At 61.5% G+C, this 24,977-nt stretch carries 21 protein-coding genes and 2 pseudogenes; 15 read left to right on the top strand and 8 right to left on the bottom strand.

What is annotated here, in order from left to right:
• From entS to NEI07_RS01715, 8 genes are all read left to right on the top strand, one after another.
• Complete coding sequence (gene entS, locus NEI07_RS01685; protein ID WP_256032274.1) at nucleotides 1-1,416, top strand: enterobactin transporter EntS; 1,416 nt, start codon at nucleotides 1-3, stop codon at nucleotides 1,414-1,416.
• 61 nt (nucleotides 1,417-1,477) lie between these two features.
• Nucleotides 1,478-2,668 carry an isochorismate synthase gene (locus NEI07_RS01690; RefSeq protein WP_256032276.1) on the top strand — a complete coding sequence of 397 codons (1,191 nt, stop codon included), beginning with the start codon at nucleotides 1,478-1,480 and terminating at the stop codon, nucleotides 2,666-2,668.
• Nucleotides 2,659-4,281, top strand: a complete 1,623-nt coding sequence (locus NEI07_RS01695; RefSeq protein ID WP_256032279.1) for a (2,3-dihydroxybenzoyl)adenylate synthase — start codon at nucleotides 2,659-2,661, stop codon at nucleotides 4,279-4,281. The genes NEI07_RS01690 and NEI07_RS01695 overlap by 10 nt, the downstream gene beginning before the upstream one ends.
• 19 nt (nucleotides 4,282-4,300) lie before the next feature.
• Complete coding sequence (locus NEI07_RS01700; protein WP_256032280.1) at nucleotides 4,301-5,188, top strand: isochorismatase family protein; 888 nt, start codon at nucleotides 4,301-4,303, stop codon at nucleotides 5,186-5,188.
• A gap of 17 nt (nucleotides 5,189-5,205) precedes the next feature.
• Nucleotides 5,206-5,952, top strand: a complete 747-nt coding sequence (dhbA, locus tag NEI07_RS01705) for a 2,3-dihydro-2,3-dihydroxybenzoate dehydrogenase (RefSeq protein WP_256032281.1) — start codon at nucleotides 5,206-5,208, stop codon at nucleotides 5,950-5,952.
• A 272-nt stretch (nucleotides 5,953-6,224) separates the two neighbouring features.
• Nucleotides 6,225-7,334, top strand: coding sequence for a transporter substrate-binding domain-containing protein (locus tag NEI07_RS01710; protein WP_256032282.1), 1,110 nt, complete (start codon nucleotides 6,225-6,227; stop codon nucleotides 7,332-7,334).
• Nucleotides 7,335-7,404: 70 nt separating this feature from the next.
• The gene (locus NEI07_RS19665; RefSeq protein WP_407659837.1) at nucleotides 7,405-7,623 is read left to right on the top strand and encodes a GCG_CRPN prefix-to-repeats domain-containing protein; all 219 of its coding nucleotides are present in this window, start codon (nucleotides 7,405-7,407) and stop codon (nucleotides 7,621-7,623) included.
• A gap of 297 nt (nucleotides 7,624-7,920) precedes the next feature.
• Nucleotides 7,921-8,379, top strand: coding sequence for a MucR family transcriptional regulator (locus NEI07_RS01715; protein ID WP_256032283.1), 459 nt, complete (start codon nucleotides 7,921-7,923; stop codon nucleotides 8,377-8,379).
• Nucleotides 8,380-8,453: 74 nt separating this feature from the next.
• Here the strand turns inward: NEI07_RS01715 and NEI07_RS19670 are convergent.
• Nucleotides 8,454-9,025 (bottom strand): annotated as a pseudogene (locus NEI07_RS19670) (ParB-like protein).
• 481 nt (nucleotides 9,026-9,506) lie between these two features.
• Here NEI07_RS19670 and NEI07_RS01730 point away from each other — a divergent pair.
• Nucleotides 9,507-9,914 (top strand): VOC family protein, encoded by a 408-nt coding sequence (locus tag NEI07_RS01730; protein WP_256032285.1) that lies wholly within the window; start codon nucleotides 9,507-9,509, stop codon nucleotides 9,912-9,914.
• A gap of 65 nt (nucleotides 9,915-9,979) precedes the next feature.
• Here the strand turns inward: NEI07_RS01730 and NEI07_RS01735 are convergent, their stop codons facing one another.
• Nucleotides 9,980-10,504 carry an NADPH-dependent FMN reductase gene (locus tag NEI07_RS01735; protein ID WP_256032286.1) on the bottom strand — a complete coding sequence of 175 codons (525 nt, stop codon included), beginning with the start codon at nucleotides 10,502-10,504 and terminating at the stop codon, nucleotides 9,980-9,982.
• An 8-nt stretch (nucleotides 10,505-10,512) separates the two neighbouring features.
• Nucleotides 10,513-11,451 carry an NAD-dependent epimerase/dehydratase family protein gene (locus tag NEI07_RS01740; RefSeq protein ID WP_256032287.1) on the bottom strand — a complete coding sequence of 313 codons (939 nt, stop codon included), beginning with the start codon at nucleotides 11,449-11,451 and terminating at the stop codon, nucleotides 10,513-10,515.
• Between the two features lie 130 nt (nucleotides 11,452-11,581).
• Between NEI07_RS01740 and NEI07_RS01745 the strand changes: the two genes are divergently transcribed.
• On the top strand, nucleotides 11,582-12,253 hold the full coding sequence (locus NEI07_RS01745; protein ID WP_256032288.1) for a LysR family transcriptional regulator: 672 nt from the start codon (nucleotides 11,582-11,584) through the stop codon (nucleotides 12,251-12,253).
• A pseudogene (locus tag NEI07_RS01750) lies at nucleotides 12,172-12,537 on the top strand (LysR substrate-binding domain-containing protein); the annotation flags it as partial. The gene NEI07_RS01745 and the pseudogene NEI07_RS01750, both read left to right, overlap by 82 nt.
• Nucleotides 12,538-12,613: 76 nt before the next feature.
• Here the strand turns inward: NEI07_RS01750 and NEI07_RS01755 are convergent.
• Complete coding sequence (locus NEI07_RS01755; protein WP_256032289.1) at nucleotides 12,614-13,171, bottom strand: carboxymuconolactone decarboxylase family protein; 558 nt, start codon at nucleotides 13,169-13,171, stop codon at nucleotides 12,614-12,616.
• Nucleotides 13,172-13,185: 14 nt separating this feature from the next.
• Nucleotides 13,186-14,910, bottom strand: coding sequence for a thiamine pyrophosphate-binding protein (locus NEI07_RS01760; RefSeq protein ID WP_256032291.1), 1,725 nt, complete (start codon nucleotides 14,908-14,910; stop codon nucleotides 13,186-13,188).
• A 202-nt stretch (nucleotides 14,911-15,112) separates the two neighbouring features.
• On the opposite strand from NEI07_RS01760, the gene NEI07_RS01765 reads away from it, so the two are divergent.
• Nucleotides 15,113-16,204 (top strand): ligase-associated DNA damage response exonuclease, encoded by a 1,092-nt coding sequence (locus NEI07_RS01765; protein ID WP_256032293.1) that lies wholly within the window; start codon nucleotides 15,113-15,115, stop codon nucleotides 16,202-16,204.
• The gene (locus NEI07_RS01770) at nucleotides 16,201-17,931 is read left to right on the top strand and encodes an ATP-dependent DNA ligase (protein WP_256032295.1); all 1,731 of its coding nucleotides are present in this window, start codon (nucleotides 16,201-16,203) and stop codon (nucleotides 17,929-17,931) included. Before NEI07_RS01765 ends, NEI07_RS01770 begins: the two co-directional genes overlap by 4 nt.
• A gap of 55 nt (nucleotides 17,932-17,986) precedes the next feature.
• Here NEI07_RS01770 and eutC read toward each other — a convergent pair whose 3' ends face one another.
• Both eutC and NEI07_RS01780 read right to left on the bottom strand, forming a co-directional pair.
• Complete coding sequence (gene eutC, locus NEI07_RS01775) at nucleotides 17,987-18,772, bottom strand: ethanolamine ammonia-lyase subunit EutC (RefSeq protein ID WP_256032296.1); 786 nt, start codon at nucleotides 18,770-18,772, stop codon at nucleotides 17,987-17,989.
• A gap of 2 nt (nucleotides 18,773-18,774) precedes the next feature.
• The gene (locus NEI07_RS01780) at nucleotides 18,775-20,154 is read right to left on the bottom strand and encodes an ethanolamine ammonia-lyase subunit EutB (RefSeq protein WP_256032298.1); all 1,380 of its coding nucleotides are present in this window, start codon (nucleotides 20,152-20,154) and stop codon (nucleotides 18,775-18,777) included.
• 163 nt (nucleotides 20,155-20,317) lie between these two features.
• On the opposite strand from NEI07_RS01780, the gene NEI07_RS01785 reads away from it, so the two are divergent.
• Both NEI07_RS01785 and NEI07_RS01790 read left to right on the top strand, forming a co-directional pair.
• Nucleotides 20,318-21,208, top strand: coding sequence for a choline kinase family protein (locus NEI07_RS01785; RefSeq protein WP_256032301.1), 891 nt, complete (start codon nucleotides 20,318-20,320; stop codon nucleotides 21,206-21,208).
• The gene (locus NEI07_RS01790) at nucleotides 21,205-23,652 is read left to right on the top strand and encodes a GcvT family protein (RefSeq protein WP_256032302.1); all 2,448 of its coding nucleotides are present in this window, start codon (nucleotides 21,205-21,207) and stop codon (nucleotides 23,650-23,652) included. The genes NEI07_RS01785 and NEI07_RS01790 overlap by 4 nt, the downstream gene beginning before the upstream one ends.
• Before the next feature lie 9 nt (nucleotides 23,653-23,661).
• On the opposite strand, the gene rocD is transcribed toward NEI07_RS01790, so the two are convergent.
• Nucleotides 23,662-24,903 (bottom strand): ornithine--oxo-acid transaminase, encoded by a 1,242-nt coding sequence (rocD, locus tag NEI07_RS01795; RefSeq protein ID WP_256032312.1) that lies wholly within the window; start codon nucleotides 24,901-24,903, stop codon nucleotides 23,662-23,664.
• Nucleotides 24,904-24,977: the final 74 nt, after the last annotated feature.

A 24,977-nucleotide genomic window follows, 5' to 3' on the forward strand; every position in this document is an offset into this window, starting at 1 on the left:
GTGGATACTCAGCGCTCCCCAAAGGCGTCGCAAGCGACGCGCAACGAAGACCGCGCCGTGTCGTCGGATTCCTCTTCTGATCCGGCCGGCGCCGCCGCCAAGAATATCGCCAAGAACAAATCTACTTTCCTGTTGGACCTTAGCCTGCTGCGCGACAATGCAGCGTTTCGCACCGTCGTCATCGCTCGAACCCTGTCGGTGTTTTCGCTGGGCATGCTGACTGTCGCGGTTCCAGTTCAAATCCAGGAATTGACCGGCTCCCCCATGCAAGTCGGAATAGCCATGGCGCTCGGCGGCGGCGGCGCCTTCGCCGGGCTGTTGGCGGGCGGAGTGCTCGCTGACCGATGGGATCGACGCAAGCTCATCCTCTTTGCGCGATCCGTGTGCGGCCTCGGCTTCGCGGCGCTCGCCGTCAATGGCTTCAGCTCGTCGCCTTCAGTGCTGGCGATCTATGCGTTGGCGCTGTGGGACGGATTTTTCTCAGCACTGGGCGTTACAGCGTTGCTCGCCGCAACGCCCTTTCTCGTCGGCCGCGAAAATCTTGGCGCCGCCGGCCAGTTCAACATGCTGACGGTTCGCATGGGCGGAATTCTCTCTCCGGCGCTCGGCGGGATGGTGATCGCGTCTTTCGGCGTCGGTTGGAATTACCTCGCAGCCGCGATCGGCGCGCTGCTGACCGTCGCCCAGCTCATGCGGCTTCCGCCGATGCCTCCCGCCAGACGCGAACCGCAGCACCCGCTGCGCGCGCTAGGCGCGGGCATAGGCTATCTTTTCGTCAACAGGCTTGTCGGCGCCGTCGTGGCGGTGGGCGCGCTTGTTAGTCTCGGCGGCGGCGTTCGCATTCTTCTGCCGGCGCTTGCCGAGGACCTATACCGCGTCGGCCCGTCGGCGGTGGGAATGATGTATGCCGCTGCGCCGCTTGGCGCGACGGTGGCCGCCTTAACGGGCGGTTGGCTCGGCGGCTTTGCTCGTTCCGGAGCGCTACTGCTCGCGAGCGGCGCGGCAGCTTTCGTCACGCTCGGCTCGCTCGGATTGATCAGCGATCCTGTCGTCGCTTTCGTGGCTCTCGCCGGCTTTGGCTATTTGAGCTCGATCGCCTCGCTTCTGCAGTTCACTCTCGTCCAACGCCACACGCCGGAACATTTGTTGGGCCGAGTCAATGGTCTATGGGCCGCCCAGGCGGTCACCGGCGACGCTTTGGGCGCGCTTGCGCTTGGCGGCGTCAGTCGCGTTTTTCCGCTGACGTCAGCCATTCTCATTTTCAGCCTTGTCGCGCTTCTTTCAAGCGGGGTGATGGCGATTGGATTTCGTTCGCTTCGTTTCGCCTCGTCAAAGGAGAGCGAGGATTTGCCCTCGACCGCCGCCGACAAGAGCGAACGGCCGCAGCCTCAACTCTTGAAGAGCGAGAAGGCTTGATGCGCAGGCCGCGCATGTAACGCCCTTGATGAAGAGATTCGATAGCAAAAGAGGTGCGACAATGAACGCGGTTAGTCTTCCTCCATCAAGTTCAACCATTGAAGCGAACCCCACCTTTTTGTTCACATCGCCACACCGCAGCATCAAAGCGTACGGCGTCGCCGAGAAAATTTGTCTTTCGGCGTGCGGCGCGGCGCATTCGGATAGTTTCCTGCAGACGGCCGTGCAGGGCGCCATCAATCGGGCGCGGCAGGCCGGACAGGCGAATCCCATCGTCGCGGGCGCCATTCCCTTCGACATACGGCAGCCCTGCTCATTGTTCGTGCCAATGAGCTATACGGCTTTCGCGAGAGAATCGTTGATGGTCGAAGAGCGACGCTCGGAGCGCGCGCCCACGGTGCTCGGCATGCGCAGCCTCCCCGACAAGGACGCATTCAAAGACGCCGTCACGCGCGCGATCACAAGCTTTCGCGCCGGGAAAATGTCGAAAGCGGTTCTATCCCGCATCCTCGAGATCGAACTCGCGCAACCGGTCGACGTCGCAGAGATCTTGAACGCCTTGGTGAAGCAAAATCCCAGCGGCTATCATTTCAAGGCGCCTTTGAGCGATGGCGCGATATTGCTTGGCGCAAGTCCAGAGCTCCTGATCCGAAAGGACGGAGCCGCCATTCGTTCTAATCCCTTAGCCGGTTCGGCCAAACGCAGATCCGACCCGGACGAGGATCAGCTGGCGAGCCGCACGTTGTTGCAGTCGAACAAAGACAATTTCGAGCACAGGCTCGTGGTGGAGGAAATACAGGAAGCGCTGGAGCCCGTATGCAAAGCTCTAACGACCCCCACTGAGCCAGCGCTCATGAACACGTCGACGATGTGGCATCTCTCGACATTGATCACCGGCGAACTGGCGAACCAACACACGTCGGCGCTTCAACTTGCCTGTCGGCTGCACCCGACGCCTGCGGTCTGCGGCTATCCAACCGCTGAGTCGCGGTCGCTGATTAGCGCTCTGGAGCCATTCGACCGCGGGGTTTTTAGCGGCGCCGTCGGATGGTGCGATTCAGAGGGCGATGGCGAATGGGCGGTGGCGATAAGGTGCGGAACGGTTCACGACAAAGCGATTCGACTCTTTGCCGGCGCCGGCATCGTCGAAGCGTCTGATCCGGAATCGGAATGGGCGGAAACGGAAGCCAAGCTCGGCACGATGCTGCGCGCCTTCGGAATAGAAACCGGGGAGCGCCCTGCATGCCGATAGAGTTCACGCCCTGGCCCAAAGTCTTTGCCCGCAGATATCGCGACAAAGGCTATTGGCGCGGCGAGCCGCTGACCGAAATTTTGCGATATACACGCCAGCATCGTCCCGACGGAGTCGCGCTGATTTGCGGCGATCGACATCTCACCTACGCTCAGCTTGACGCCAAGTCGTCGCGACTGGCGTCGAGCCTTGGACGGCGCGGAATCGCGCAAGGCGATACGGCGCTGGTGCAACTCCCCAACATCGCCGAGTTTTACATCGTCTTTTTTGCGCTGCTCAAAATGGGCGTGGCGCCGGTCAACGCGCTGTTCAGCCACGACAGGTTGGAGATGACCGCCTATACGCAACAGCTTCGGCCCAAGCTTCTGATCGCGTCTGCCGAACATCGGCTCTTCGCGGATGACGTCTATGTCACAGGCTTACGGCGCTTCGCGCCGACATTAAGCGTCATCGCGATCCACGGGCGAATTGGATATGCTGAAAATCTTGAGTCGCTGTGGGAGTGTGACTTAGACGGCGCGGCGGACGAACCGCGCCCTTCTGCGGCGGATCAGGTGGCGTTTTTCCAGTTGTCGGGCGGCAGCACCGGCGTTCCCAAACTTATTCCGCGCACCCATGACGATTACTACTATAGCGTGCGGCGAAGCGCGGAAATCTGCCGCCTCACATCCGAGAGCCGCTATCTGTGCGCGCTTCCGGCGCCCCATAATTTTCCACTGAGTTCGCCCGGCGCGCTCGGCGTCTTTCACGCCGGCGGAACGGTGGTGATGGCGCGAAATCCGAGCGCGGATCTCTGCTTCGACCTCATTCGCCGTCACAAGGTGAATTTCACGGCCGTCGTGCCGACGATTGCTTCGTTATGGCTTGACGCCGCCGCCAACGACTCTCGCGAAGCGCCGAATCTCACAATGATGCAGGTCGGCGGCGCGCGACTCAGCGAGACGGTCGCCCGCCGAATTGGCGTGACCTTCCGCTGTCGGCTGCAGCAGGTTTTTGGCATGGCTGAAGGCTTGGTGAACTACACGGGTCTTGACGACGATCCCGAGCACATTTTTACGACTCAAGGGCGGCCAATGAGTCCCGATGATGAGCTGAAAGTCATCGATGCAGATGGGAAAGAGGTCACCGCAGGCGAAGTCGGAGAGCTGCTGACTCGCGGTCCGTACACGATCCGCGGCTATTATCGCTCCCCAGAACATAACGCTCGCGCCTTCGATGAAGACGGATTCTATCACACGGGCGATCTCGTCGAGATGACGGCGGACGGATATGTGAGAGTCGTCGGCCGCAAAAAGGATCAGATCAACCGCGGCGGCGAGAAGATTCCTGCCGAGGAGATCGAAAATTTGCTGCTGCAGCACCGGGCGGTTGTTCACGCGGCGCTCATTTCCATGCCCGATTCCCTGATGGGAGAGAGAAGCTGCGCTTACATTGTCGCGAACGACGCCGCGCTAAAGCCGATCGCTTTGCGAAAGCATCTGCGCAGCCAGGGAATTGCGGAATTCAAGCTCCCCGATCGCTTTGAATTCATCGATCAGATGCCGCTTACCGCCTTCGGCAAGGTCGACAAGCAAACGCTGCGCGACGACATCCAGGCAAAGCTCAACGTCTAAAAGCAAACAGGAACTGACCATGGCCATACAATCCCTCGCATCCTACCCAATGCCGGGCCCGGACTCCTTCCGAACAAACAAAGTCAATTGGAGGTTTGCGCCCGAGCGCGCGGCGCTGCTGATCCATGACATGCAAGACTATTTCGTGGGCTTCTATGGCGAAGAAAGTCCACTTGTCGATCAGCTCATCTCAAATATTCGAAGGCTGCGCGCCTTTTTCACGGCCCACGGCGCCCCGGTGATCTATACGGCGCAGCCCATTGAACAGAGCGATGAAGATCGAGGCTTGCTGAATGATATGTGGGGATCTGGTCTGAACGCCCAACCACACAGACGCAAAATTGTTGAGCCTCTATTGCCGGACGCAGGCGATACAGTGCTGACGAAGTGGCGCTACAGCGCCTTCAAGCGTTCGCCATTGGCCGAGATGATGAAGGAGATGGGCAGAGATCAACTGGCGATCTGCGGCGTCTACGGCCACATCGGATGCCTGACGACGGCGCTCGACGCGTTCATGCATGACATCAAGCCTTTCATGATCGCCGACGCCATCGGCGATTTTTCGCTCGAAGATCATCTCATGACGTTGAACTATGTCGCCGGACGCTGCGGCATGGTGGTCGGCGTGGACGACGTGCTCGCCGCGCGAAACGCACATTCTGCTCCGCTGACCAGAGAAGACCTCAAGAAGCAGCTCTTGTCGGCGCTCGACGTCGAGGAGTCAGAATTCGACCCCGATGAAAACCTTATCGATTACGGCCTCGACTCAGTGCGAGTCATGATGCTGGTCACCGAATGGCGCAAGCTCGGCATAGAAGTGGGCTTTGACGAGCTGGCGAAAAAGCCGACCTTGAACGGCTGGTGGGACATCGTCGATCGCCGGCTCGCCGCGGCCGTCTCCGCGTGATGTCTCGGCGGTTGCGAATGGATTTTTCAGGAAAGCGGATCTGGGTCACGGGCGCGGGCCAGGGAATTGGCTATGCGACGGCCGCCCAATTCGCGGCGCTCGGCGGCGACCTTGTCGGGCTTGACAAGACATTTGCGGCCTCAAGCTATCCTTTCACGACCGTGCGCCTCGACGTCAGCGATCGCGATCAGGTGCAAGAGACCTGCCGAGCCTTGCTGAAAGAGCGTCCGAGATTGGATGTGCTGGTAAGCGCTGCAGGCGTGCTGCGCCTCGGTCGGACGGAAGAGTTGAGCTTTGATGATTGGTCGGCGTGTATGAACGTCAACGCGTCCGGCCCGTTCCACCTGTTTCAGCAGACCATCCCGCAGTTCAAACGGCAGCGCTCGGGCGCCATCGTCAGCGTCGGCTCCAACGCCGCGCATACGCCGCGCATGCTGATGAGCGCCTATTGCGCCTCGAAGGCGGCGCTGACAAGCCTGACGCAATGCGTGGGCTTGGAGCTCGCGCCTTATGGCGTGAGGTGCAATCTCGTTTCCCCCGGCTCCACGGACACCGCCATGCAGCGGTCCATGTGGCGTTCGGCAGACGCAGAGAAGCAAGTGATCGCCGGAGACCTCGGGTCCTTCAAATTGGGAATTCCGCTGGGAAAAATCGCCGCCCCAGAGGAGATCGCAAGCGCCGTCGTGTTTCTTGCGTCGGATCTCGCCAGCCATATCTCGCTTCAGGACCTTGTCGTGGATGGCGGCGCGACGCTTGCTGCTTAACGGCTGAGACGCGTGCGCGGCCGGGCCTGCCCCGGATCAGTTCGAGCCGACTTCCGAGAAGCGACGAACGCGTAAGAGACGAGGCGGCGCGTCGCGCTCGACGGACCCGACGATCGCGTCGAAGATCGACATCCTTTGCCGCGCGCAGAATTGACCGCGCCGCGCGGCGCCTCGAGCGTTGGCCTTTTTGGCGGGACCGCTTCGACAAGTTATAAATCACCGAGCGCGATTGCGACACTCAAGCTTCAGAGCGCCAATCCCCGGCTGGAACAATGATCAGAATCAGTCTCTTACTGTCCACGATCCTAGCCTGCTTCGCCATCGTTGCATCCAACCCCGCATGCGCGGAAACCAGCTCTCCTCCGGCAAAAAAGATGCAGGTCGTGGTGTTGGAAAGTCCTCCGTTCGTAATGAAGACTGACCAGGGGTTTACTGGCTTTGCGATCGACCTGTGGGAGGAGAGCGCCAAACGCATGGGCTTGGAGTACGACTATCGGGAAGCATCAACCCTCCAAGAGCTTCTCGATTCAGTAACCACGGGAAAATCCGACGTCGCGGTCACCGAACTGACCATAAACGCCGAGCGGATGGAGCGAATGGATTTTTCCCAGCCCTGGTTCGATGCGGGCTTGCAGATTATGATTCATCAAGCGCCCCCGACCGGTTTTTGGAGTTTCTTCGAGCAGCTTGAGGCGAATGGCCATCTTAGAGTGTATCTTTGGATGGGGCTCGGCGTGATCGTCGCTTCTTTTCTGCTTATGGCGCTGGATAGGCGCCTGGACCCCGAGTTTCCAGCGGAGTGGAAACAGGGTTTTTCCGAAAGTTTTTATCACGTCCTCTCGGTTCTGACGTCGGGGAAAACAAATCACAAGCTGCTGTTCGGAAGTTACGGGACGATGATCGCGGCTGTCTGGCTCGTCATGGGCGCGGGCGTTGTCGCTTACATAACGTCCTCGATCACCAGCGTCATGACTGTGAACTCACTGGAACGGCGCATATGGGTCGCTGACAAAGACAGGATCGAGGATTTAACGGATCTCAAAGGCAAGATTGTCGGCACGCTCAGCGGGAGCGTAGCGAACATGTATGTCGCGAAGGCGGGCCTGTCCGGCCGGGGGTTCAGCACCCTTGGCAATCTCGTCAAGGCGCTGGCGGAAAATCGCGTGGATGCGATTGTCGGCGACCAGCCTTCCCTCGTTTACCTCCTACATCAGCACCCTGATTTGCCTGTAATTCCCGTAGGCAAGGTCGTAAGACACGAGAAGTATGGCTTCGCCCTGAAGGCCGGGAGCCCAATCCGTCTGAAGCTCTCGAAACAGGTGATGCTCGCCTGGGAGACCGGCCTGATAGACCGTTTACGAAAAAAGTATTTTGGCGGTTGAGAGCGCACGAAACGCGTGGCGCAATTGCGAATTAGGAGATAGCTTATCGCTGATAACTACAGGAGAAGTTATGGCACACTTTCGGATTTTGGTGACTGCGGCTACACTTGGTCTTGGTTTTGCTTTCGCGCCTACAGCATCGAACGCCATGCCGGCCGCCGCGGTGAATGCTGCGGTTCAGGCTCCGATCGAGAAAGTTTATGGGGGATGTGGCGTTTACGGACACCGTGGCCCATATGGCGGTTGCCGGGCCGGCGGGCAGGCTGGTGGATGGCGCTATCGCCGGTAAGCGATCTCTCTTTACATAGCACCCCGAGGACAGAACTCCTCCAGGTGACGCACTTGAGACCTGGTTGGCGATATGCAGACTGGCTCTCAACAGTCCATTCCAAAGGAGGGCGCAGGCTGCTGCGCCCTTACGCTCTTTGGGTTTTTTGGAGTGGGCCTTGGGGCGCGACGATCAGAAACCCTCGTCGCCCCGAGTTTGGAGCCGCAGATTTTGCGGCGCAAGTAGAACGGTGCCTATCGACGCGGAAGCAATGTCCGCGTATCGAGGGGGAGGGGACGACCGCTTCGAGGAATTTCCGTGACATCAAATACAGATCAGCCGAATACGACCGAGCTCGCCGCCGAAATCGTGGCGGCCTTCGTCTCTCGCAATTCGCTTCCCGTATCGGAGCTTCCCGCTCTGATTTTGTCCGTGGATGCGACGTTGCGTCGCCTCGCGACGGGCGCGCCGGCGACGGTGGCTTCGCCAGCGGAGCAGCCCACGCCCGCCGTCTCCATCCGCAAGTCGGTTACGGCGGATCATCTGATTTGTCTGGATGACGGGAAGCGGTTCAAATCGCTCAAGCGGCATCTCGCGACGCTGGGGATGACGCCAGAGGAGTATCGCGCCAAGTGGGGCTTGCCCGCCGACTATCCCATGGTCGCGGCGAATTATGCGGCGCGGCGCTCGGACCTGGCGAAGAGCATGGGGCTCGGTCAATCGCGCGACAAGGCTGCACCGGCAAAGCGCGGGCGCAAGCCGAAGGGGAGCGCTTAAATCGGTGGAGCGGGTGGGGATCGCAGACGCATTCCCCGTCCCAGACGCTCAAGATCGACCTTATCCGCCGACTCCTATGAAACCGCTTCTTCCGTGCAGCGGCATTCAGCGCATGGCTCTTTGCACCACGCGTCGCGGATTAGCCTTTTGGCTGCTTTGATCGCGAGGGCAGGGTCACTTCGATGTAAATCGAGTTTGATATGGACGCGTAGGAAAGCGGCCCAGCGAAATTCGGCGAAAGGCGCATGATCCTTCGGGCATCCGCAGTCCCGGCGCAGGTAGGCTATGAGGCTTCGGAATGGATCGTCCGCCAAGTCCTGAGCGCGCGCGGCAACTCCGAAAGGGTGTGCGGCGCGCCGCTAGAGCAAATTAAGCCGCGTTTCCGTAGCGCCATGAAAAACTGATGTGCATCGAGGCTGGACAGATCTTCGATCTGACGCACTGAAACCATGTCGACTCTCTCCTGAAGAAGCGCGAGAGCCATGTGGTGACCATCAATCAGGAAATATTGCGCGCCAGGTCCGTATACGGCAGGAAAAGGGTGAGACGCGAGAAAACGGAGTTTTTCTCCAGCCGACAAGGCGCGCCACTTCGAGCGCTTGGCGCTGACCGCCTCATATCCGACCGCAATCTGGGTCGGTCGCAGCTATGCAAGCTTGACTGAAACAGTTTTCACGGCAGCTTCCATGCTTGGCAACCGTTCTGACGCCGTTTTTGACGTGGCCACGCCCGCTCCGCGCTCACAAGGCGCTTGCTGGGGCAGGGAAAACGGTCTGGCCAACGCAAATTCCGCCGAAGAAAACGCCCAGACTGAGCGGGCGCGTTTTATCAGGAGTCCAGCTGATCCTGACTGAGGAGCGCTGTCCGCTACAATGCGGTCATTCGACGCGCGTATGCGTATCAGCCTGGCGGTTTTCCTCGGCTTATCATGAAGAGCCTCGGCGAAGCTTTGGAAAGGGCGGACGACAAGGTCACTCTAACGAGGCGGCGGGTTTCGCCTGCGCCGACGCGCGAATCGCCAGCTCAAAAGACGTCGGCGCCGAGCCGCCTGGAGAGTCTCGCATTCGAAGCGAGATTCGGCCACGGGAAGCTTTTGTCGCGCGATCGTCACTTGAGGAGCAATTGTCATGATCCGCATCCGAGAAATTGACCATCTCGTGCTTCGAGTCGTGAACCTTGACGCGATGCTGAAGTTCTATTGCGATGTTCTGGGATGCACGATTGAGCGGCGACAAGAGGCGATTGGCCTAATACAGCTGAGAGCGGGCCGCTCGCTTCTCGATCTTGTGCCGGTAGATGGCGAACTCGGCAGCGCCGGAGGCGAGGCTCCGGGGAAGGGCGGGCGGAACCTAGATCACTTCTGTTTCCGTGTTGATCCCTTTGATGAGCCCGGCATCCGCAGACATCTTGAAGCCAACGGCGTCGAAGCCGGCCCGACCCGTTTCCGTTACGGCGCCGAAGGCGACGGACCTTCTATTTATGTCACGGATCCTGAGCGAAATGTTGTCGAACTCAAGGGTCCCCAAGGACGCTAACTGTTCGCGGACACATCGACGCGCATGGGGCGGCTTATGATTGCTGTGCGGACGGTTATGCGTGATCAGGGCTCTTGCATCGCCACGATGAGATCCGACAAGGCGGCGCGAAGCTTGTCCGACAAAGTCAGATCGAACGAGATCTCTTTCGCGTCATAAGGGACGGCTATTGGCCCCATCTCAATGAGTTTCGCCGACATGGTGATCAGGATTTCTCGAAGTTGTGCGTCTGCATGGATTGCGCGCGGCGACGTATTGATCACCGCAACAGGCTTGCCGGGAAATTCGACGCTCCCGACGAGCCAATCGAGTGCGTTCTTTAGAGAGCCCGGAACGCCGTGCGCGTATTCTGGCGATGCGATAACGACGCCGTCGCTTTGACCAATACTTTTGCGTAGCGCGCGAACTTCGCAGGGAAGACGTCGAGACGCCTCGGCGTGATCGAGATCAGGGTTGAAATGCGGCAGGCTTGCAAGCCCATCGTAGAGAACAAAGTCGACGAAAGGAGGCGCGAGCAAAGCCATCGCCCTTAGGGTCGCACTGTTTGAGGATGCAGTTCGCAAACTGCCGGAAATCCCCAATATTCGCATGACTTCCTCTAAACGCCGTCGACAAAAGATCGAACTGTTGCTGTGGCTCCCAGCTCGAGCGGCGTCGGGTCCGACCAAAAGCGCGACGAAAACTTTTGCGCATCGACACGGTAGGGGCGATCCCAAAGAAACCGCATCTCAGTCATTTCCCGCAATAGAGCGGAGCCCAGCCCAAGGACCGGAAGGGATGCAAGCGGCAAGGCAAAAATACTCGGTGCGCGATCGAGCGCCCTGGCGCCAAAAGTTAGGATTTCACGCGGCGTGCGCGTGGGCGCGCAGGGGAGGTGCCAAGCGTGGCCGTAAGCGTCGTCTGGCGCGTCGAGTAGTGTGACGACTCCACGCGCGACGTCGGGAACATAAGCAAAATCATGCTGCGTGTCTGGCGGCGACAGCAACAAGGCGCGCTTGCTTTTGGCGATTGCGCCGAAGGCGTTCGCGCCCAAATGAGATAAGGCGACGCCTGGTCCATAAAAATCTGAGGCGCGTAGAGCCGTCGCCCGGATTCGTCCGGCTTCCGCCGCCGTCATCCAGATACGGGTCGCCTCGACGCGAACGGCCGGCTTCACGCCAAAAGGAACAAAGGGCATGTCCTCGCGCAAGGGCGCGTTTTGCGGACCATACATGTAAAGATTATCGACAAACACCATGCGGGCGCGCGTCGCCTCGCAGGCGGTAACAAAATTCGTCATCGCGCGCGGCCAGGCGACACGCCAGACCTCGCCCACATAGGGAAATCCGACCGCTACGACGATTTGTCCCGCCCCCTCAGTTGTCCGACGGACAGCCTCAGCGTCCAGGACGTCGCAAGCGATGAAACGCGCGCCTTGAGGTAAATCAGGCGGCGCGTGGCGCTGCGCGACGCGAACGGAGACGCCTTGCGCGAGAAGCCGCCGCGTCGTCTCCCGTCCCACCGGCCCGAAGCCGAAGACTGTAACATCAGAACTCATCTAGCTCTGCTTCGAGTCTCATTAAATTTGCGAACGGCCTCTCTAACCCTCATGTGGGCGAAGTCGTCTTGTGCGCATGAGCCTATCGCGGCGCTTTGTATATAGAAAATGCATTGTTATGATAGCTACTATGCATGAAACGAATTTATCTGGCGTTGATCTCAATCTGTTGCCGCCGCTCGACGCCTTGCTGCGGCGGCGCAATGTTACGCGCGCCGCCGAGGACGTCGGGCTGAGCCAGCCGGCAATGAGTCGCGCGCTCGCGCGGTTGCGGGGCCTGCTGGGGGACCCACTCCTCGTTCGCACGCGCGAAGGCTTTGCGTTGACTCCGAAGGCGCAAACGCTGGCGCCGCAGGTCGTCGCTGCGCTCGATGGTCTCAAGCCGGTATTTGCGCCGACGCGATTCGACCCCGCGAAAGAACGCCGAGTCTTGCGCGTCGCGGCGGCCGACGTTCAGTCGATTTTGCTCGGACCGCCAATCATGAGCCGTCTGTCGCGTGAGGCGCCGCTGGTCGATCTTCGCTTCGAACCCTACGGCGGCGACGTTCTCAGGCGATTGGAGAGCGGCGCGCTCGACCTCGCCTTCGCCCTGGCGACCACGCCTCTCCCGCCAGGGGCCGTGAGCGAGACGGTCGCCTGCGATGAACTTGCGCTCATTCGCGCCGAGGTCATCGGGCGGCGAAGCGCCGGTGGAAACTCGAGGATTACAGTCGTTTCGATCATGTCGGCGTTGCGCTGCTCGGCGATGGCGCGTCCGAGATCGACGCCATGCTCGCGGCGTCAGGCGTATCCCGCCGCATAGCCTTCATCGCCCCACATTTTACGACCGCACTCGCCTGCGTCGCGGCGACGGATATGGTGACGACTCTCTCGGCCACATTTGCTCGCCGCTTCGCGGATCACTTCGGTCTTATTTTGCTGAAGCCTCCTTTCCACAATACCGCACTGCCGATGACCCTTGTTTCCTCCCAGGTTCGGGCCATGGACCCTTTGGTAAAATGGTTCTGCGCGCTCGTGCGAGACGAGGCGAAGAAAGTTTATGAAGGAGAAACCACCTCTCGAAAACGGTGGAGAACGCTCCGTTAACGAGCCGGACCAACTCCGATTCGGTCACGCCACGTCACGCAAGACTGTCACGCCATTGGCGGGTTTGACAGGCGATCTACTTGAACGGGCTCTCGACGCCTGGCGGCAACGCGACGTGGAAACCCTGGTTGATCGCCGAAAACATCTGATAAAAGCCGGACAGGACGACGAGTTCGATAAACCCTTCGACGCCGAACGCCTTGATGGCTTCGTCCTGAACGCTCTGCGGAATATTTTGCCAGGACAATGTCGACGTCAGCACCGCGGTGACGAGATTATAGGGCGGCGAAGCGACGGCGCTTAAGTCTTCGCCCCTTTCAAGAGCGCTGATCAACGAGGATGGAACGCCCGCCGCTTCGGCGTGCTGAACATGATCAGCCCATTCGAAGGCGGCGCCGGTTCGACGCGCGACGAACAGCACGACAAACTGATAGACCTCGCGGGGCAGATGGCCCTGGAACTTCAAATAATAGCCGAGGTCCTCGATTTTTTCGCAAAGCTGCGGATGGTTCATCAGGGCGGCGTAGGGGCCGCCGAAGCCTGCGCCTTGCGCCTTCCGCCGTTCGACCATGCGGTCGTAGCGCGCACGATCGGCCGGCGACAACGTTGAAGGATCAAAAGGCAACTGAGCCATCGGCGCCTCCCTTATCACTCGTGGTAGGAATAGGCCGCAATGGCCTCGGCCCAGTCTTTGACCGGCGTCGTGAAGGCCTTGTCGGCTTTGACGTCGATGAGGCAGGGGCCCGCGCCCTGCAATGCTCTCTCGAAAGCGCCGGCAAGATCGTCCGGAGAGCGCACGGTTTCGGCGCGAGAGCCCAACGCCTTTGCGAACCCTGCCCAGTCGTGATCCGGCAATCGCGTCATTTCGTCGGGCGTCGGACCGAGTCCATGCGCGCGCAACCAAACATTGCCGAGCGCGGCATTGTTGATGACCACATAGATCACCGGCAGCTGGTAGCGCGCCGCGGTGGCGATTTCCATGCCGCCCATGCGCATGCATCCATCGCCCGTGATAACCGCCACACGGCGGTGCGGCTGTGCGCATTGCACGCCGATCGCGGCGCCGATCGCCCAGCCCATCGGGCCGAGATTTGTGGCGGATACATAGGTCTTGGGTTCGTAAGCTTCCCAGTAATGGCCGGCGAACGCGCGATGCGCGCCGGAATCCACCACCAGAATGCCGTCGCGCGGGAATGCCTTTCTCAGCTCGCTGATGACGCGCGCCGGATGAATCGGAACCGCGTCGCTCGCGCAGTTTACCGGGTCCTGCAGGCGCGGCTGCGAGCGGATGTCGGACATCCAAGCCGTGCGCGCGGAGAGCGTTGGCTCGAGACCCGCGCGCAACTTGTCGCTCTGATCGAGCAGATAACGAAGATAGGCGCCGCAGCTGCCCACGATCCCGCCGTCCTGGACATGCGTCCCGATTGCGGAGGGCAGCAAGTTCACGCAGATCGTCCTACCGGGTTTGACTTGGAGCGCCCAATGCATCGTGTCGCGCTCGTTCAGTCCCGACCCCAAGATGATCAGGAGATCGAGCGAGGGGTCCATAAAGGCGGCGCGGGAGTGGTGCGTCCCCGCGTAGCCAAAGACGCCGAGCGAAAGCGAATGATCCTCTGGAAAGACGCCTTTGCCGCGTAGCGTCGTCGCGACAGGAATACGCCAGGTCTCGGCGAATTCCTTCAATGCATTGGCGGCCTTCGAATGCTCGACGCCCGCGCCGGCCAGTATGGCGATCTTGACGGGCGGCTGGCCGCCAGAACCGCCATAAAAATGCTGCAGCGATGACTCGGCGGCCGCCATCGACAGCGCGTTGTAATCGACCAAGGACCGATCAATCGGAGAATGGGTGACGGAGATCTCTGCGGTCAGGCAGTCGCCTGGCAATGAGAGGTGCACGGGCGCGGCGGGACGGGTACGAAGCTGTAGCAGGGCGTGCTCAAACAGATGCGGCATATTCTTTGGATTGTCGATCGAAGAGGAATAACGCGTCAGCGGCTTCATGATCGCGACGTCGTCCAGCGTCTGAGGGCTTGCGTCCTGAAATACGCCCAAGCCCTCGAGGACAGTCGCCACTTCGCCGCTCATCAGAAGAAGTGGCGAGCCGTCGGACTGCGCGGTCGCCACGGCGGTGACCGTATTAGTGAGGCCTGGGCCGCCGATGCAAAGCGCGGCGCCAAAATTTCCGCTCGCGCGCGCATAGCCATCCGCCATATAGGCGGCGCCGCCTTCTTGCGCCGCCACGATCGGCGTCAGCGCTTCCTGTCTCCCGAAAGCAGGCAGAAAAGGATCGACGAGGCCGCCGGGCACCATGAACACATGGTCGAGTCCTTCGCGCGCCAGCGCCTCGAGGATGAAGTCGACCCCTAGGTGCATTCCCAGCTCCCATTCACGATTGACGCGTCAGACGCGTGTGGAGAAACGCATTCGCCAGCGCTTCATATAGTCGAGCGCAAGCTTTAGGATCAATGGAGATTTTGGCCGCGACAGGCGCAGCGGGCGCAAGCGGCGCCTCGCGGCAAATCGCGAACTCGGCCGTCGCCGCCTGAAGTGAATACGAGCGACCGAATTCCTATTTATGCTGTCAGCGCTGCTTCAAGGGTCGCGCCGACGCGCATTTCACATCTTCGGCCAGATGACCAAGGATCTGATCGTTCCCGCCGCAGAGGGCCTCTACTGCCCTCAAGGGAAATTCCACATCGACCCCTGGCGCCCGGCGGCTCTGGCGGTGATTACGCACGGCCATTCTGATCACGCGCGATGGGGCAGCGGCGCCTATCTCTGTCACGAGGATTGCGCGCCGATCTTGCGCCGACGGCTCGGCGACGTTCGCATCGAGACGCTGCGTTATGGCGAGAGTCGACAGATCGGCGAGGTGCGGCTCTCGCTGCATCCGGCCGGCCATGTCATCGGCTCGGCGCAGGTGCGCATCGAGCGCCGGGACGAGGTCTGGGTCGCCTCCGGCGACTACAAGCTCGAGGCGGATGGAATCAGTGCGCCTTTTGAGCCCGTCCGCTGCGATGCTTTTATCACCGAATCGACCTTCGGTCTGCCGATCTATCGCTGGCGCCCGCAAGCGGAAGTGATGGGCGACATCAATTCATGGTGGGCGGAAAATGCGCGTGCGGGACGCGCCAGCGTCATGCAGGCCTACGGGCTCGGCAAGGCGCAGCGCCTGCTCAGACATCTTGACGCGAAGATCGGACCGATCGTCTGCCACGGCGCGATCGAACCGCTCAATCAGATTCATCGCGATCTCGGCATAGCGCTGCCGCCGACGCTCAACGTCGGCGCGCTCGACAAGGCGGGGCTTTCGCGCTGTTTTGCGCTGGCGCCGCCCCATGCTGTGCAAAGCGGATGGATTCGACGGTTTGGCAATCATTCGGAAGCCTTCGCCAGTGGATGGATGCGGCTGCGCGGCAATCGGCGACGCCGCGGCGTCGATCAGGGCTTCGCGCTTTCGGATCATGCCGACTGGCCGGGGCTCTTGCAGGCGATCGCCGCGACAGGCGCAGCGCGGATCTTTGTCACCCATGGAAGCGGGGAGGCGCTTTCGCGCTATTTGCGCGAGAGAGGATATGACGCTCGGCCGATGGCGACGGAATATGGCGACGAAGCTCTGGAGGGCGAGGCGGAGCCGAACATCGAGGCCGACACAGACGGCGCATGAAGACCTTCGCCACGCTCTACCGGCGCATCGACGCCGCGACGTCGACGCAGCATAAGAGACAGGCGCTGATCGACTATCTGCGCCTTGCGGTCGGCGATCCGGAGCAATACGCCAGCGCCGCCTGGACGGTCTATTTTCTCGCCGGCGGCAAGCCGCGCCAGATGATCTCGACCAAGCTCCTACGCCAGCTCGTCTTGGAGGCGACGGATCTGCCCGAGTGGCTCCTTGACGAGTGCTATCACAGCGTCGGCGACCTCGCCGAGACTATGGCGCTTTTGCTGCCGCCGCCGACCCGTGTGGAAGACGCGCCGCTCGACGTCTGGATGAACGAACGGCTACTGCCCTTGCGCGAGCGTGACGACGCCGCGCGGCTCGCGGCGCTACGCGACTGGCTCGACGCCATGCCGTCCGACGACCGCTTGCCGTTCTTCAAGCTCGTCACTGGCGAATTGCGCATCGGCGTCTCGAAGCTGCAAATGACTCAAGCGATCGCCCAAGCGACGGAGCTTGACGCCAAGCTCGTCGCGCAGCGGATGATGGGCTACACGCAGGCGAACCGCGCGCCTCAGGCGCAAGATTTCGTCGCGCTCGTCGCGCCGGCCGAAGCGGGCGAAGACGGGCGGCCCTTGCGCGGCCAGCCTTATCCGTTCTTTCTCGCGCATCCGCTTCAGGCGCCGCTCTCGGCGTTTCCAGAACTGCTCGGCCCAGTCGACGACTGGCTCGTTGAATGGAAATTCGACGGCATACGCGCGCAGTTCATTCATCGCGCCGGAGAGTGGTGGCTATGGTCTCGCGGCGAGGAGCTTGTCAGCGACAGCTTCCCGGAGCTTGCCGCGCTCGTCGATTTTCTCCCCGATGATATTGTCCTCGACGGCGAGCTTATCGTCATCGCGCCCCGTTCGGACGCGCGTTCCGCGATGGACGATCTTAGCGATCTGCGCCCCTTTTCTGAATTGCAGCAGCGTCTCGGACGCAAAGTTCTCACGCCAAAAATGCTGCGCGACAGGCCAGTGGCGCTGATCGCTTATGACCTACTCGAGAAGGACGGCTACGATCTGCGCGAAAAGCCGCAGCGGGAGCGACGCGCGCTCCTCGAAGATGTCGTCTCGCGCGCGCATTCATCCGCCATGCAGGTCGGCGCCGATTTGCCGTTGCGACTGAGCCCAGCGTTGACGCAACCCGATTGGGAGTCCTTCGCCCGACAGCGCGAAGAGGCGCGGGCGCGCGGCGCCGAAGGCATGATGCTTAAGGCGATGGGCGCGCCTTATGGCGTCGGCCGGCAGAAGAGCGGCGCCAATCTGTGGTGGAAATGGAAGCTCGATCCGATGAGCGTCGACGCCGTGCTGATCTACGCCGCGCGGGGACACGGGCGACGCTCCGGCGTTTACAGCGACTACACGTTTGCTGTGTGGAGCGGCCCGCCGGAGCAGACCGACCGCACGCTGCTGCCCTTCGCCAAGGCCTATTCCGGGCTTTCGGACGAGGAGATGCGCAAGGTCGACGCCACGATCAGAAGGACGACGATCGAAAATTTCGGGCCGGTGCGCAGCGTGCGCCCAACGATGGTTTTTGAACTCGGTTTCGAGGGAATCGGTTCAAGCAACCGCCACAAAAGCGGCATCGCGGTTCGTTTTCCCCGCATGTTGCGCTGGCGACAAGATAAGCCCGTTGAGGACGCCGACACGATCGAGGCCCTACGCGCGCTCTTGCCCGGCGGCGGCGCATGAGCGGACAGGCGCCAAGCAGTCCTGACGCCCGGGCTCCGCTACAGATGGACCCCAGCTAACGCTTGGCGCCGATCGCACGCAGCTCTCCCGATGGAAGCGTATCGGCTTCGTCTTTGAGGTCGACGCCGGTCAGTTGGCGTCGGCGCGCTTCGTTGCAAAGATACGCCAGCTTGCGCGCGGCGTCGGCATAGGGAAGGCCCTGAGGCCGGATATTCGAGAGGCAGTTGCGCTCGGCGTCGGTGCGGCCGACGCGCGGCGCAAATGTGAGATAGACGCCCATGCTGTCTGGCGAGGAGAGGCCCGGCCGCTCGCCGATAAATACCGCAGCGAGTCTCGCCCCCAGCGTTGCGCCGATATCGTCGCCGAGCGCCACCCGCCCCTGTTCGGCGAGAACGATCGGCGCGATTTTCCACGATGTTTGACTAAGAGATTGCAGCGTTCTTTCGAGCACTGGAAGTGCGTGCCGGGCGATTGCGCGGGCGGAAAGTCCTTCGGCGATGACGAACGCAAGATCGTAATCGCCTGCGAGGGCTTTGAGATGCTGGCGGGAATCGTCGTCGAGTTTTCGACCGAGGTCAGGACGCAACAGAAAGCTTCGCCGATCGCGGGCGGCGCTCTTCACGCGGACAGCCGTAAGCCCGCGGTCGGTCAACTCATCGAAGAGCCGGTCGGCGTCGAGTCGCTCTTCCACCGCATCCCGCGCTTCGGCATGCGCCAGCTGAAAATCCAGCGTAGCGCGCGTCGTCAGCGCCGCTCCGGCGCGTGGCAGGAAAATTCTCGCCGGCGTCGCCGAACGCAGCATCGACATCTTATCAAGAGGCGTCGGGCGATCGTCGGCCATCCTCAGGCTCTTTCGAGAAGCGGCGCAAAGGATGCAGGCAGCGCCGGAGCCTGTAATTCGCCGTGCGCGTCCGTCAAACCGACGTCCGCGAGCCATTGCGCAAATTCCGGCGCGGGCGCCAGATTGAGCATACGCCGAACGGCAAGCACGTCATGATAGGAGGTGCTTTGATAATTCAGCATCACGTCGTCCGCGCCAGGGACGCCCATGACATAATTGACGCCGGCGACGGCGAGCAGCGTCAGCAGATCGTCCATATCGTTCTGGTCAGCTTCGGCGTGATTGGTGTAGCAAACATCACAACCCATCGGCAGTCCAAGCAGCTTGCCGCAGAAGTGGTCTTCGAGCGCCGCCCGCGTGATCTGCTTGCCGTCGAAGAGATATTCGGGGCCGATAAACCCGACGACGGTGTTGATCAGTAGAGGATCGAACATCCGCGCGACGCCATAGGCGCGGGCTTCCAGCGTCTGCTGATCGCAATTCCAATGGGCATTGGCCGAAAGCGCGCTGCCCTGGCCGGTTTCGAAATACATGACATTGTCGCCGATCGTTCCGCGCCTGAGCGCAAGCGCCGCCTCGCGCGACTCGCGCAACAAAGCGAGGTCGATCCCGAAGCTTGAATTAGCGGCCTGCGTGCCGCCGATCGATTGAAACACCAGATCGACCGGCGCATGTCGCTCCATCAGCTGCAGCGTCGTCGTGACATGCGCGAGCACGCAGGATTGCGTCGGAATGTTCAGCGTCTCCCGCAATTCATCAAGAAGGCTCAGGAGTTCGTAGCATTGCCCCGGACTATCGGACGCCGGATTGACGCCGATGACCGCATCGCCGTTGCCGAGAAGAAGTCCGTCGATGGCGCTTGCCAGAACGCCGCGCGCATCGTCGGTCGGATGGTTGGGCTGAATGCGGGACGACAGCCGCCCGCGCAGGCCGAGCGTATTGCGAAACTTCGTAACGACGCGCCGCTTTGCGGCGATCAGGATCAGATCCTGGTTGCGACAGATCTTGGAGACCGCGGCAGCCATTTCGGGCGTCAATCCGAAGGTTAAGGCGGCAAGCGCGTCCTCATCGACGGCGTCGGAGAGAAGCCAGTCACGAAATTCTCCGACGGTCAGCGAGGCGATCGGCGCGAAGGCGTTTCGGTCGTGGCCGTCGAGGATCAATCGTGTGACCTCGTCCTCTTCGTAGGGGACAAGCGCTTCGTTCAAAAACACGCTTAAAGGCAGATCGGCGAGGGCCATCTGCGCAGCGACCCGCTCCGCGGCGCTTGTCGCAGCAATGCCGGCGAGGCAGTCCCCGGAACGCAATGGGGTCGCCTTCGCCATCAGCGTTTTAAGGTCTGGGAACCTGTAGCTCGTTCCACGTATCGTCGTTACATACATGGCCAGACCTCGAAAGACCTTCTCACAGGCTATGGCGCCCCAGCGCACATGTCACTGTCCGCGCGTAAGGTTTTCCCCAGGGCCCTACGTAGCCCATAGCCTTTGCGCGCCAGCCGCATATATTAGCTCAGTCAGAGTTTGTTATGTTGCCCCGCCGGAGCCCATGTCAGCCCATACCGCAGACCCAGAAGCTCTGATACGCGCGCTTCCGCTCTGGCGCGGCCCGATCGAAATCGCGCCGTTGCTCGGCGGCATCACCAACAAGAATTATATCGTAAAGGATGACGATCGATGCGTCGTCATTCGCCTAGGCGGCGACATCCCCGTTCATGGCGTCATGCGCTTTAACGAATTGGCGGCGAGCAGGGCCGCGGGCGCAGCCGGCATATCGCCGAAAGTTCTGTATGCCGCGCCGATGGCGATGGCGCTCGAATTTATTTCCGGCCGTACCTATGAGCCGGAAGACATGCGCGTGAACCGCAGACGCTGCGTCGATCTTATCAAGCGTGTTCATCGTGAGGTTGCGCTGTATTTGCGTGGGCCGACCCTGGCGTTCAACGTCTTCCATATCATTCGCGACTACGCCCATACGCTCGTTGAGGACAACAGCCGGATGTCGGCGAAATTGCCGCGCTTGCTCGCGGCGAGCGAGATTCTGGAAAAGGCGACGGGCGCGATCGACCTTGTCTTCGGCCATAATGATCTCCTTGCCGCCAATTTCATCGACGACGGGCGTCGCCTTTGGCTCGTCGACTGGGATTATGCGGGATGGAATACGCCGCTGTTCGATCTTGGCGGACTCTCTTCGAACAATGGCTTTGACGCCGCGGACGACGACGCGATGCTCGAAGAATATTTCGAGGCGGCGCCGACCGATGCATTGCGGCGCCGCTTCAAGGCGATGCTTTGCGCCTCGCTGCTGCGCGAAGCGTTGTGGAGCCTTGTCTCGGAGAGTCGGTCAGCGATCGATTTCGATTACGTCGCTTACTCAGAACAAAATCTGACGCGCTTCGATGACGCCTGGGCGGCGTTTCAGCAGATGGAAAGAGCATGACGGATCTCCCGGCAAGCGCCCAGATCGTCGTCATCGGCGGCGGCATCGTTGGCTGTTCCGTCGCTTACCACCTCGCCAAGCGCGGCGTGGAGACGCTGCTGCTTGAACGCCACCAACTGACGTCGGGTTCGACGTGGCATGCGGCCGGACTGATCGGTCAATTGCGGACCAACGCCAATATCACGAAGCTCCTCGGCTATTCGGTGGAGCTCTACGACCGGCTCGAAGCAGAAACGGGCTATGCGACCGGCTGGCGACGCAATGGCGGACTGCGTCTTGCCTGCAACGCCGACCGATGGATCGAAGTGAAGCGGCAGGCGACGTCCGCGCGGAGCTTCGGCCTCGAGATGCAGCTCCTGAGCGCCAAGGAGGCGCAGGCGCTCTGGCCGCTGATGAATGTCGATGACGTCATCGGCGCGGCTTTCCTGCCGACCGACGGACAAGCGAATCCTTCAGACATCACCCAGGCGCTCGCGAAGGGCGCACGGCTTGCGGGCGCGAAGCTGATCGAGGGCGTCGCCGTCACGGACTTCATCATCGAGAATGATCGCGTGCGCGGCGTCGTCACGAATCGCGGCGCCGTCGCCTGCGAGAAGCTCGTGCTCTGCGCGGGGCTCTGGACCCAGCCGCTGGCGGCGCGCGCCGGCGTCGCCGTTCCGCTCTCGGCGGTGCATCACCAATATCTCGTGACCGAAAAGATCAACGGCGTGACCAGCGATCTGCCGACGCTGCGTGATCCGGATCGGCTCACCTATTACAAGGAGGAGGTCGGCGGCCTCGTCATGGGCGGCTATGAGCCCAACCCGATACCCTGGTCATCGGGCGTCGTGCCCGAGGACTTTGCCTTTCGGCTTCTCGAAGACGATTGGGATCATTTCGAGCCGATCATGAGTCTCGCGCTCGGCCGCGTGCCCGCGCTCGCCGAGGCCGGCGTCAAGCAGATGATCAACGGCCTCGAAAGCTTCACGCCCGACGGCAATTGGATGATCGGCGAAGCGCCGGAGGTGCGCAATTTCTTCGTCGGCGCCGGTTTTAACGCCTTCGGCATCGCGTCGGCGGGCGGCGCCGGCATGGCGCTGGCGGAATGGGCGGCCGACGGCGAACAGCCGTTCGATCTCTGGCCGGTCGACATCCGCCGCTTCGGCGCGCCGCATAAGGATCCGGCTTGGGTGCGCGTGCGGACGCTCGAAGCCTATGCGCGCCACTACAGCATCGCCTGGCCCTTCGAAGAATTTACGTCGGGCCGGCCGCTGCGGCGCTCGCCGCTCTACGACCGCCTCAAGGCGAAGGGCGCGTGCTTTGGCGAAAAAATGGGCTTTGAACGGCCCAATTGGTTCGCGGATTTGAGCGCGGGCGAAGAGCCGCAGGATCGCTATTCGTTCGGCAGGCCTGGCTGGTTCGATGCGGTCGGACGAGAGCATCGCGCATGCCGGGAGGCGGCGGCGCTTTTCGATCAGACAAGCTTCGCCAAGGCGCTCATTGTCGGCAAAGACGCCGAAGCGGCGCTGTCCTGGATCGCCGCCAACAATGTCGCCAAGCCGCCGGGCGCCGTCGCCTATACGCAGCTGTTGAACCACAATGGCGGCATTGAATGCGATCTGACGATCACGCGATTGGCGAAGGACCGCTTCTATGTCGTGACGGGGACGGCCTTCGGAACGCACGACTTCGACTGGATCAGACGATCGATTCCCGAGGGCATGGACGCGCGAGTCATCGACGTCACCTCGGCGAATTCCGTGCTGGTTCTGATGGGTCCGCGCGCGAGAGAGATTCTGCAATCGTGCTGCGACGACGATCTTTCGAACGCCGCATTCCCATTCATGACTTCTCGCGAACTCCATTTGGCCGGCGCGCCAGTGCTGGCGATCCGCGTCACTTATGTAGGCGAACTCGGCTGGGAGCTTCACATCCCTGTCGAATTCGCCGTCTCGGTCTATGACGCGCTGGTTGGCGCGGGCGCGCCATTCGGCCTGGTCGACGCGGGCTATCGAGCGATCGAATCTCTGCGTCTGGAGAAGGGCTACCGCGCGTGGGGCGCCGATATCGGTCCCGATCACACGCCGCCGATGGCGGGTCTCGGCTGGGCCGTCAAGATGAAGTCCGGCGCGCCCTTTCAGGGAAGAGACGCGCTCATTAAAGCCGGCGCGGATCCGTTGCCGCGTCTTCTCGCCGGCTTCGCCGTCGACGATCCTGAGATCGTGCTGCTCGGGCGCGAAACGATCTATCGCAACGGCCTGCGCGTCGGATGGCTATCCAGCGGCGGCTATGGCTATTCGACCGGCAAGGCGATCGGCTATGGCTATGTTCGTAGTTCCGACGGCGTCGATACGACTTTTGTGCTCGCTGGCGACTATCAACTCGAAATCGCCGGCGAGCGCCGGCCGGCGACCGTCTCCCTTTCGCCGTTCTATGATCCGAAAGGCGAACGCATTCGGGCTTAATCGTTGCGCCTATGCGTCAAGTGATTGGCCGACGTCGGCGGCGCCACGGGGATGGCGCGGCGCGTGATATTTCGAGATCGCTTCCTCGACGGCGTCGAGCGCGAGATCGAGGTCGTCTTGCGAAATGACGAAGGGCGGCGCCAAGCGCACGACCGTGTGATGCGTCGCGCTCGTCAGCACGCCTTTGGCAAGCAAGCCCTCGCAGATTTCTCGCGCGCTCGCATAGCGTGGGTCTATCTCAACGCCGGCCCAGAGGCCGCGCCCGCGAACTTCGTTGATCGCCGGAGCGCGTATCGCATGCAACCGCTGCAGCATTCTCGCGCCAAGCGCTTGACTGCGTTCGATCAGTCGCTCGTCACGAAGGACATGCAGCGCCTCTAAACCAACGGCGGCGGCGAGAGCGCTGCCGCCGAAGGTCGATCCGTGCGAGCCCGGCGTGAAAACATCCATCACCTCGCGTTTCGCCACGAAAGCCGAGACGGGCAGAACGCCGCCGCCGAGCGCTTTTCCCAGCGTCACGCCGTCGGGAACGACATTCTCATGCTCGAAGGCGAACCAGGCGCCGCTGCGCCCCAATCCGGATTGGATTTCGTCCAGCAGCAGCAAAACGCCGCGTTCGTCGCACAGTCGGCGCAGCCCCGTGAGCCAGCCGTCCGGGGGCACGATGACGCCGGCCTCGCCCTGGATCGGCTCCACGAGAATGGCGGCGGTTCGCGGCGTGATGGCGGCTTCGAAGGCGGCGAGATCGCCAAACGGCGCGGCGCGAAAGCCTGGCATGAACGGACCAAACCCGTCCCGATACTCGCGCTCCGAGGAAAAGCTGATGATCGTGGTGGTGCGCCCGTGGAAATTGCCCTCCGCGACGATAATCTCGGGATTGGCGACGCCCTTCACGCGATTGGCCCAGCGGCGCGCCGCCTTGATCGCCGTTTCCACCGCCTCAGCGCCGGTGTTCATCGGCAGAGCGACGTCGAGTCCTGTCAGAGTGCAGAGCTCCTCGAGAAACGGCGCGAGCCGATCATTGTAAAAGGCGCGGGACGGCACCGCGAGCCGCTGCGCCTGCTCAGCGAGCTTTGCAAGAATTCGGGGATGCGCGTGACCGAGGCTGACAGCTGAATAGGCGCTCATCATGTCGATGTAGCGCCGACCTTCCACATCCCACAGATATGCGCCCTGGCCCCGCGTGAGCACGACGGGCAGCGGGTTGTAGTTTCTGGCGACGTGCGGGTTCCTGAACTCCGAGTTGTCCATATCCGAGAGCTTTTGGCGCGCATTCGCATTGGACAAATGCGTGCGGACTTTCAATGTGCTGACTACATTACATG

Origin of the sequence: Methylocystis suflitae, assembly GCF_024448135.1 — a bacterium.
Lineage (GTDB): Bacteria > Pseudomonadota > Alphaproteobacteria > Rhizobiales > Beijerinckiaceae > Methylocystis > Methylocystis suflitae.

Coding starts and splice junctions, on each gene's coding strand:
- NEI07_RS01790 (WP_256032302.1), top strand. CDS start 21,205: ATGACGGATCTCCCGGCAAGCGCCCAGATCGTCGTCATCGGCGGCGGC.
- NEI07_RS01770 (WP_256032295.1), top strand. CDS start 16,201: ATGAAGACCTTCGCCACGCTCTACCGGCGCATCGACGCCGCGACGTCG.
- NEI07_RS19665 (WP_407659837.1), top strand. CDS start 7,405: ATGGCACACTTTCGGATTTTGGTGACTGCGGCTACACTTGGTCTTGGT.
- NEI07_RS01700 (WP_256032280.1), top strand. CDS start 4,301: ATGGCCATACAATCCCTCGCATCCTACCCAATGCCGGGCCCGGACTCC.
- NEI07_RS01735 (WP_256032286.1), bottom strand. CDS start 10,504: ATGCGAATATTGGGGATTTCCGGCAGTTTGCGAACTGCATCCTCAAAC.
- NEI07_RS01695 (WP_256032279.1), top strand. CDS start 2,659: ATGCCGATAGAGTTCACGCCCTGGCCCAAAGTCTTTGCCCGCAGATAT.
- NEI07_RS01760 (WP_256032291.1), bottom strand. CDS start 14,910: ATGCACCTAGGGGTCGACTTCATCCTCGAGGCGCTGGCGCGCGAAGGA.
- NEI07_RS01755 (WP_256032289.1), bottom strand. CDS start 13,171: ATGGCTCAGTTGCCTTTTGATCCTTCAACGTTGTCGCCGGCCGATCGT.
- dhbA (WP_256032281.1), top strand. CDS start 5,206: ATGGATTTTTCAGGAAAGCGGATCTGGGTCACGGGCGCGGGCCAGGGA.
- NEI07_RS01785 (WP_256032301.1), top strand. CDS start 20,318: ATGTCAGCCCATACCGCAGACCCAGAAGCTCTGATACGCGCGCTTCCG.
- NEI07_RS01710 (WP_256032282.1), top strand. CDS start 6,225: ATGATCAGAATCAGTCTCTTACTGTCCACGATCCTAGCCTGCTTCGCC.
- NEI07_RS01765 (WP_256032293.1), top strand. CDS start 15,113: ATGCTGTCAGCGCTGCTTCAAGGGTCGCGCCGACGCGCATTTCACATC.
- NEI07_RS01730 (WP_256032285.1), top strand. CDS start 9,507: ATGATCCGCATCCGAGAAATTGACCATCTCGTGCTTCGAGTCGTGAAC.
- eutC (WP_256032296.1), bottom strand. CDS start 18,772: ATGGCCGACGATCGCCCGACGCCTCTTGATAAGATGTCGATGCTGCGT.
- NEI07_RS01780 (WP_256032298.1), bottom strand. CDS start 20,154: ATGTATGTAACGACGATACGTGGAACGAGCTACAGGTTCCCAGACCTT.
- NEI07_RS01690 (WP_256032276.1), top strand. CDS start 1,478: ATGAACGCGGTTAGTCTTCCTCCATCAAGTTCAACCATTGAAGCGAAC.
- NEI07_RS01740 (WP_256032287.1), bottom strand. CDS start 11,451: ATGAGTTCTGATGTTACAGTCTTCGGCTTCGGGCCGGTGGGACGGGAG.
- rocD (WP_256032312.1), bottom strand. CDS start 24,903: ATGGACAACTCGGAGTTCAGGAACCCGCACGTCGCCAGAAACTACAAC.
- NEI07_RS01745 (WP_256032288.1), top strand. CDS start 11,582: ATGCATGAAACGAATTTATCTGGCGTTGATCTCAATCTGTTGCCGCCG.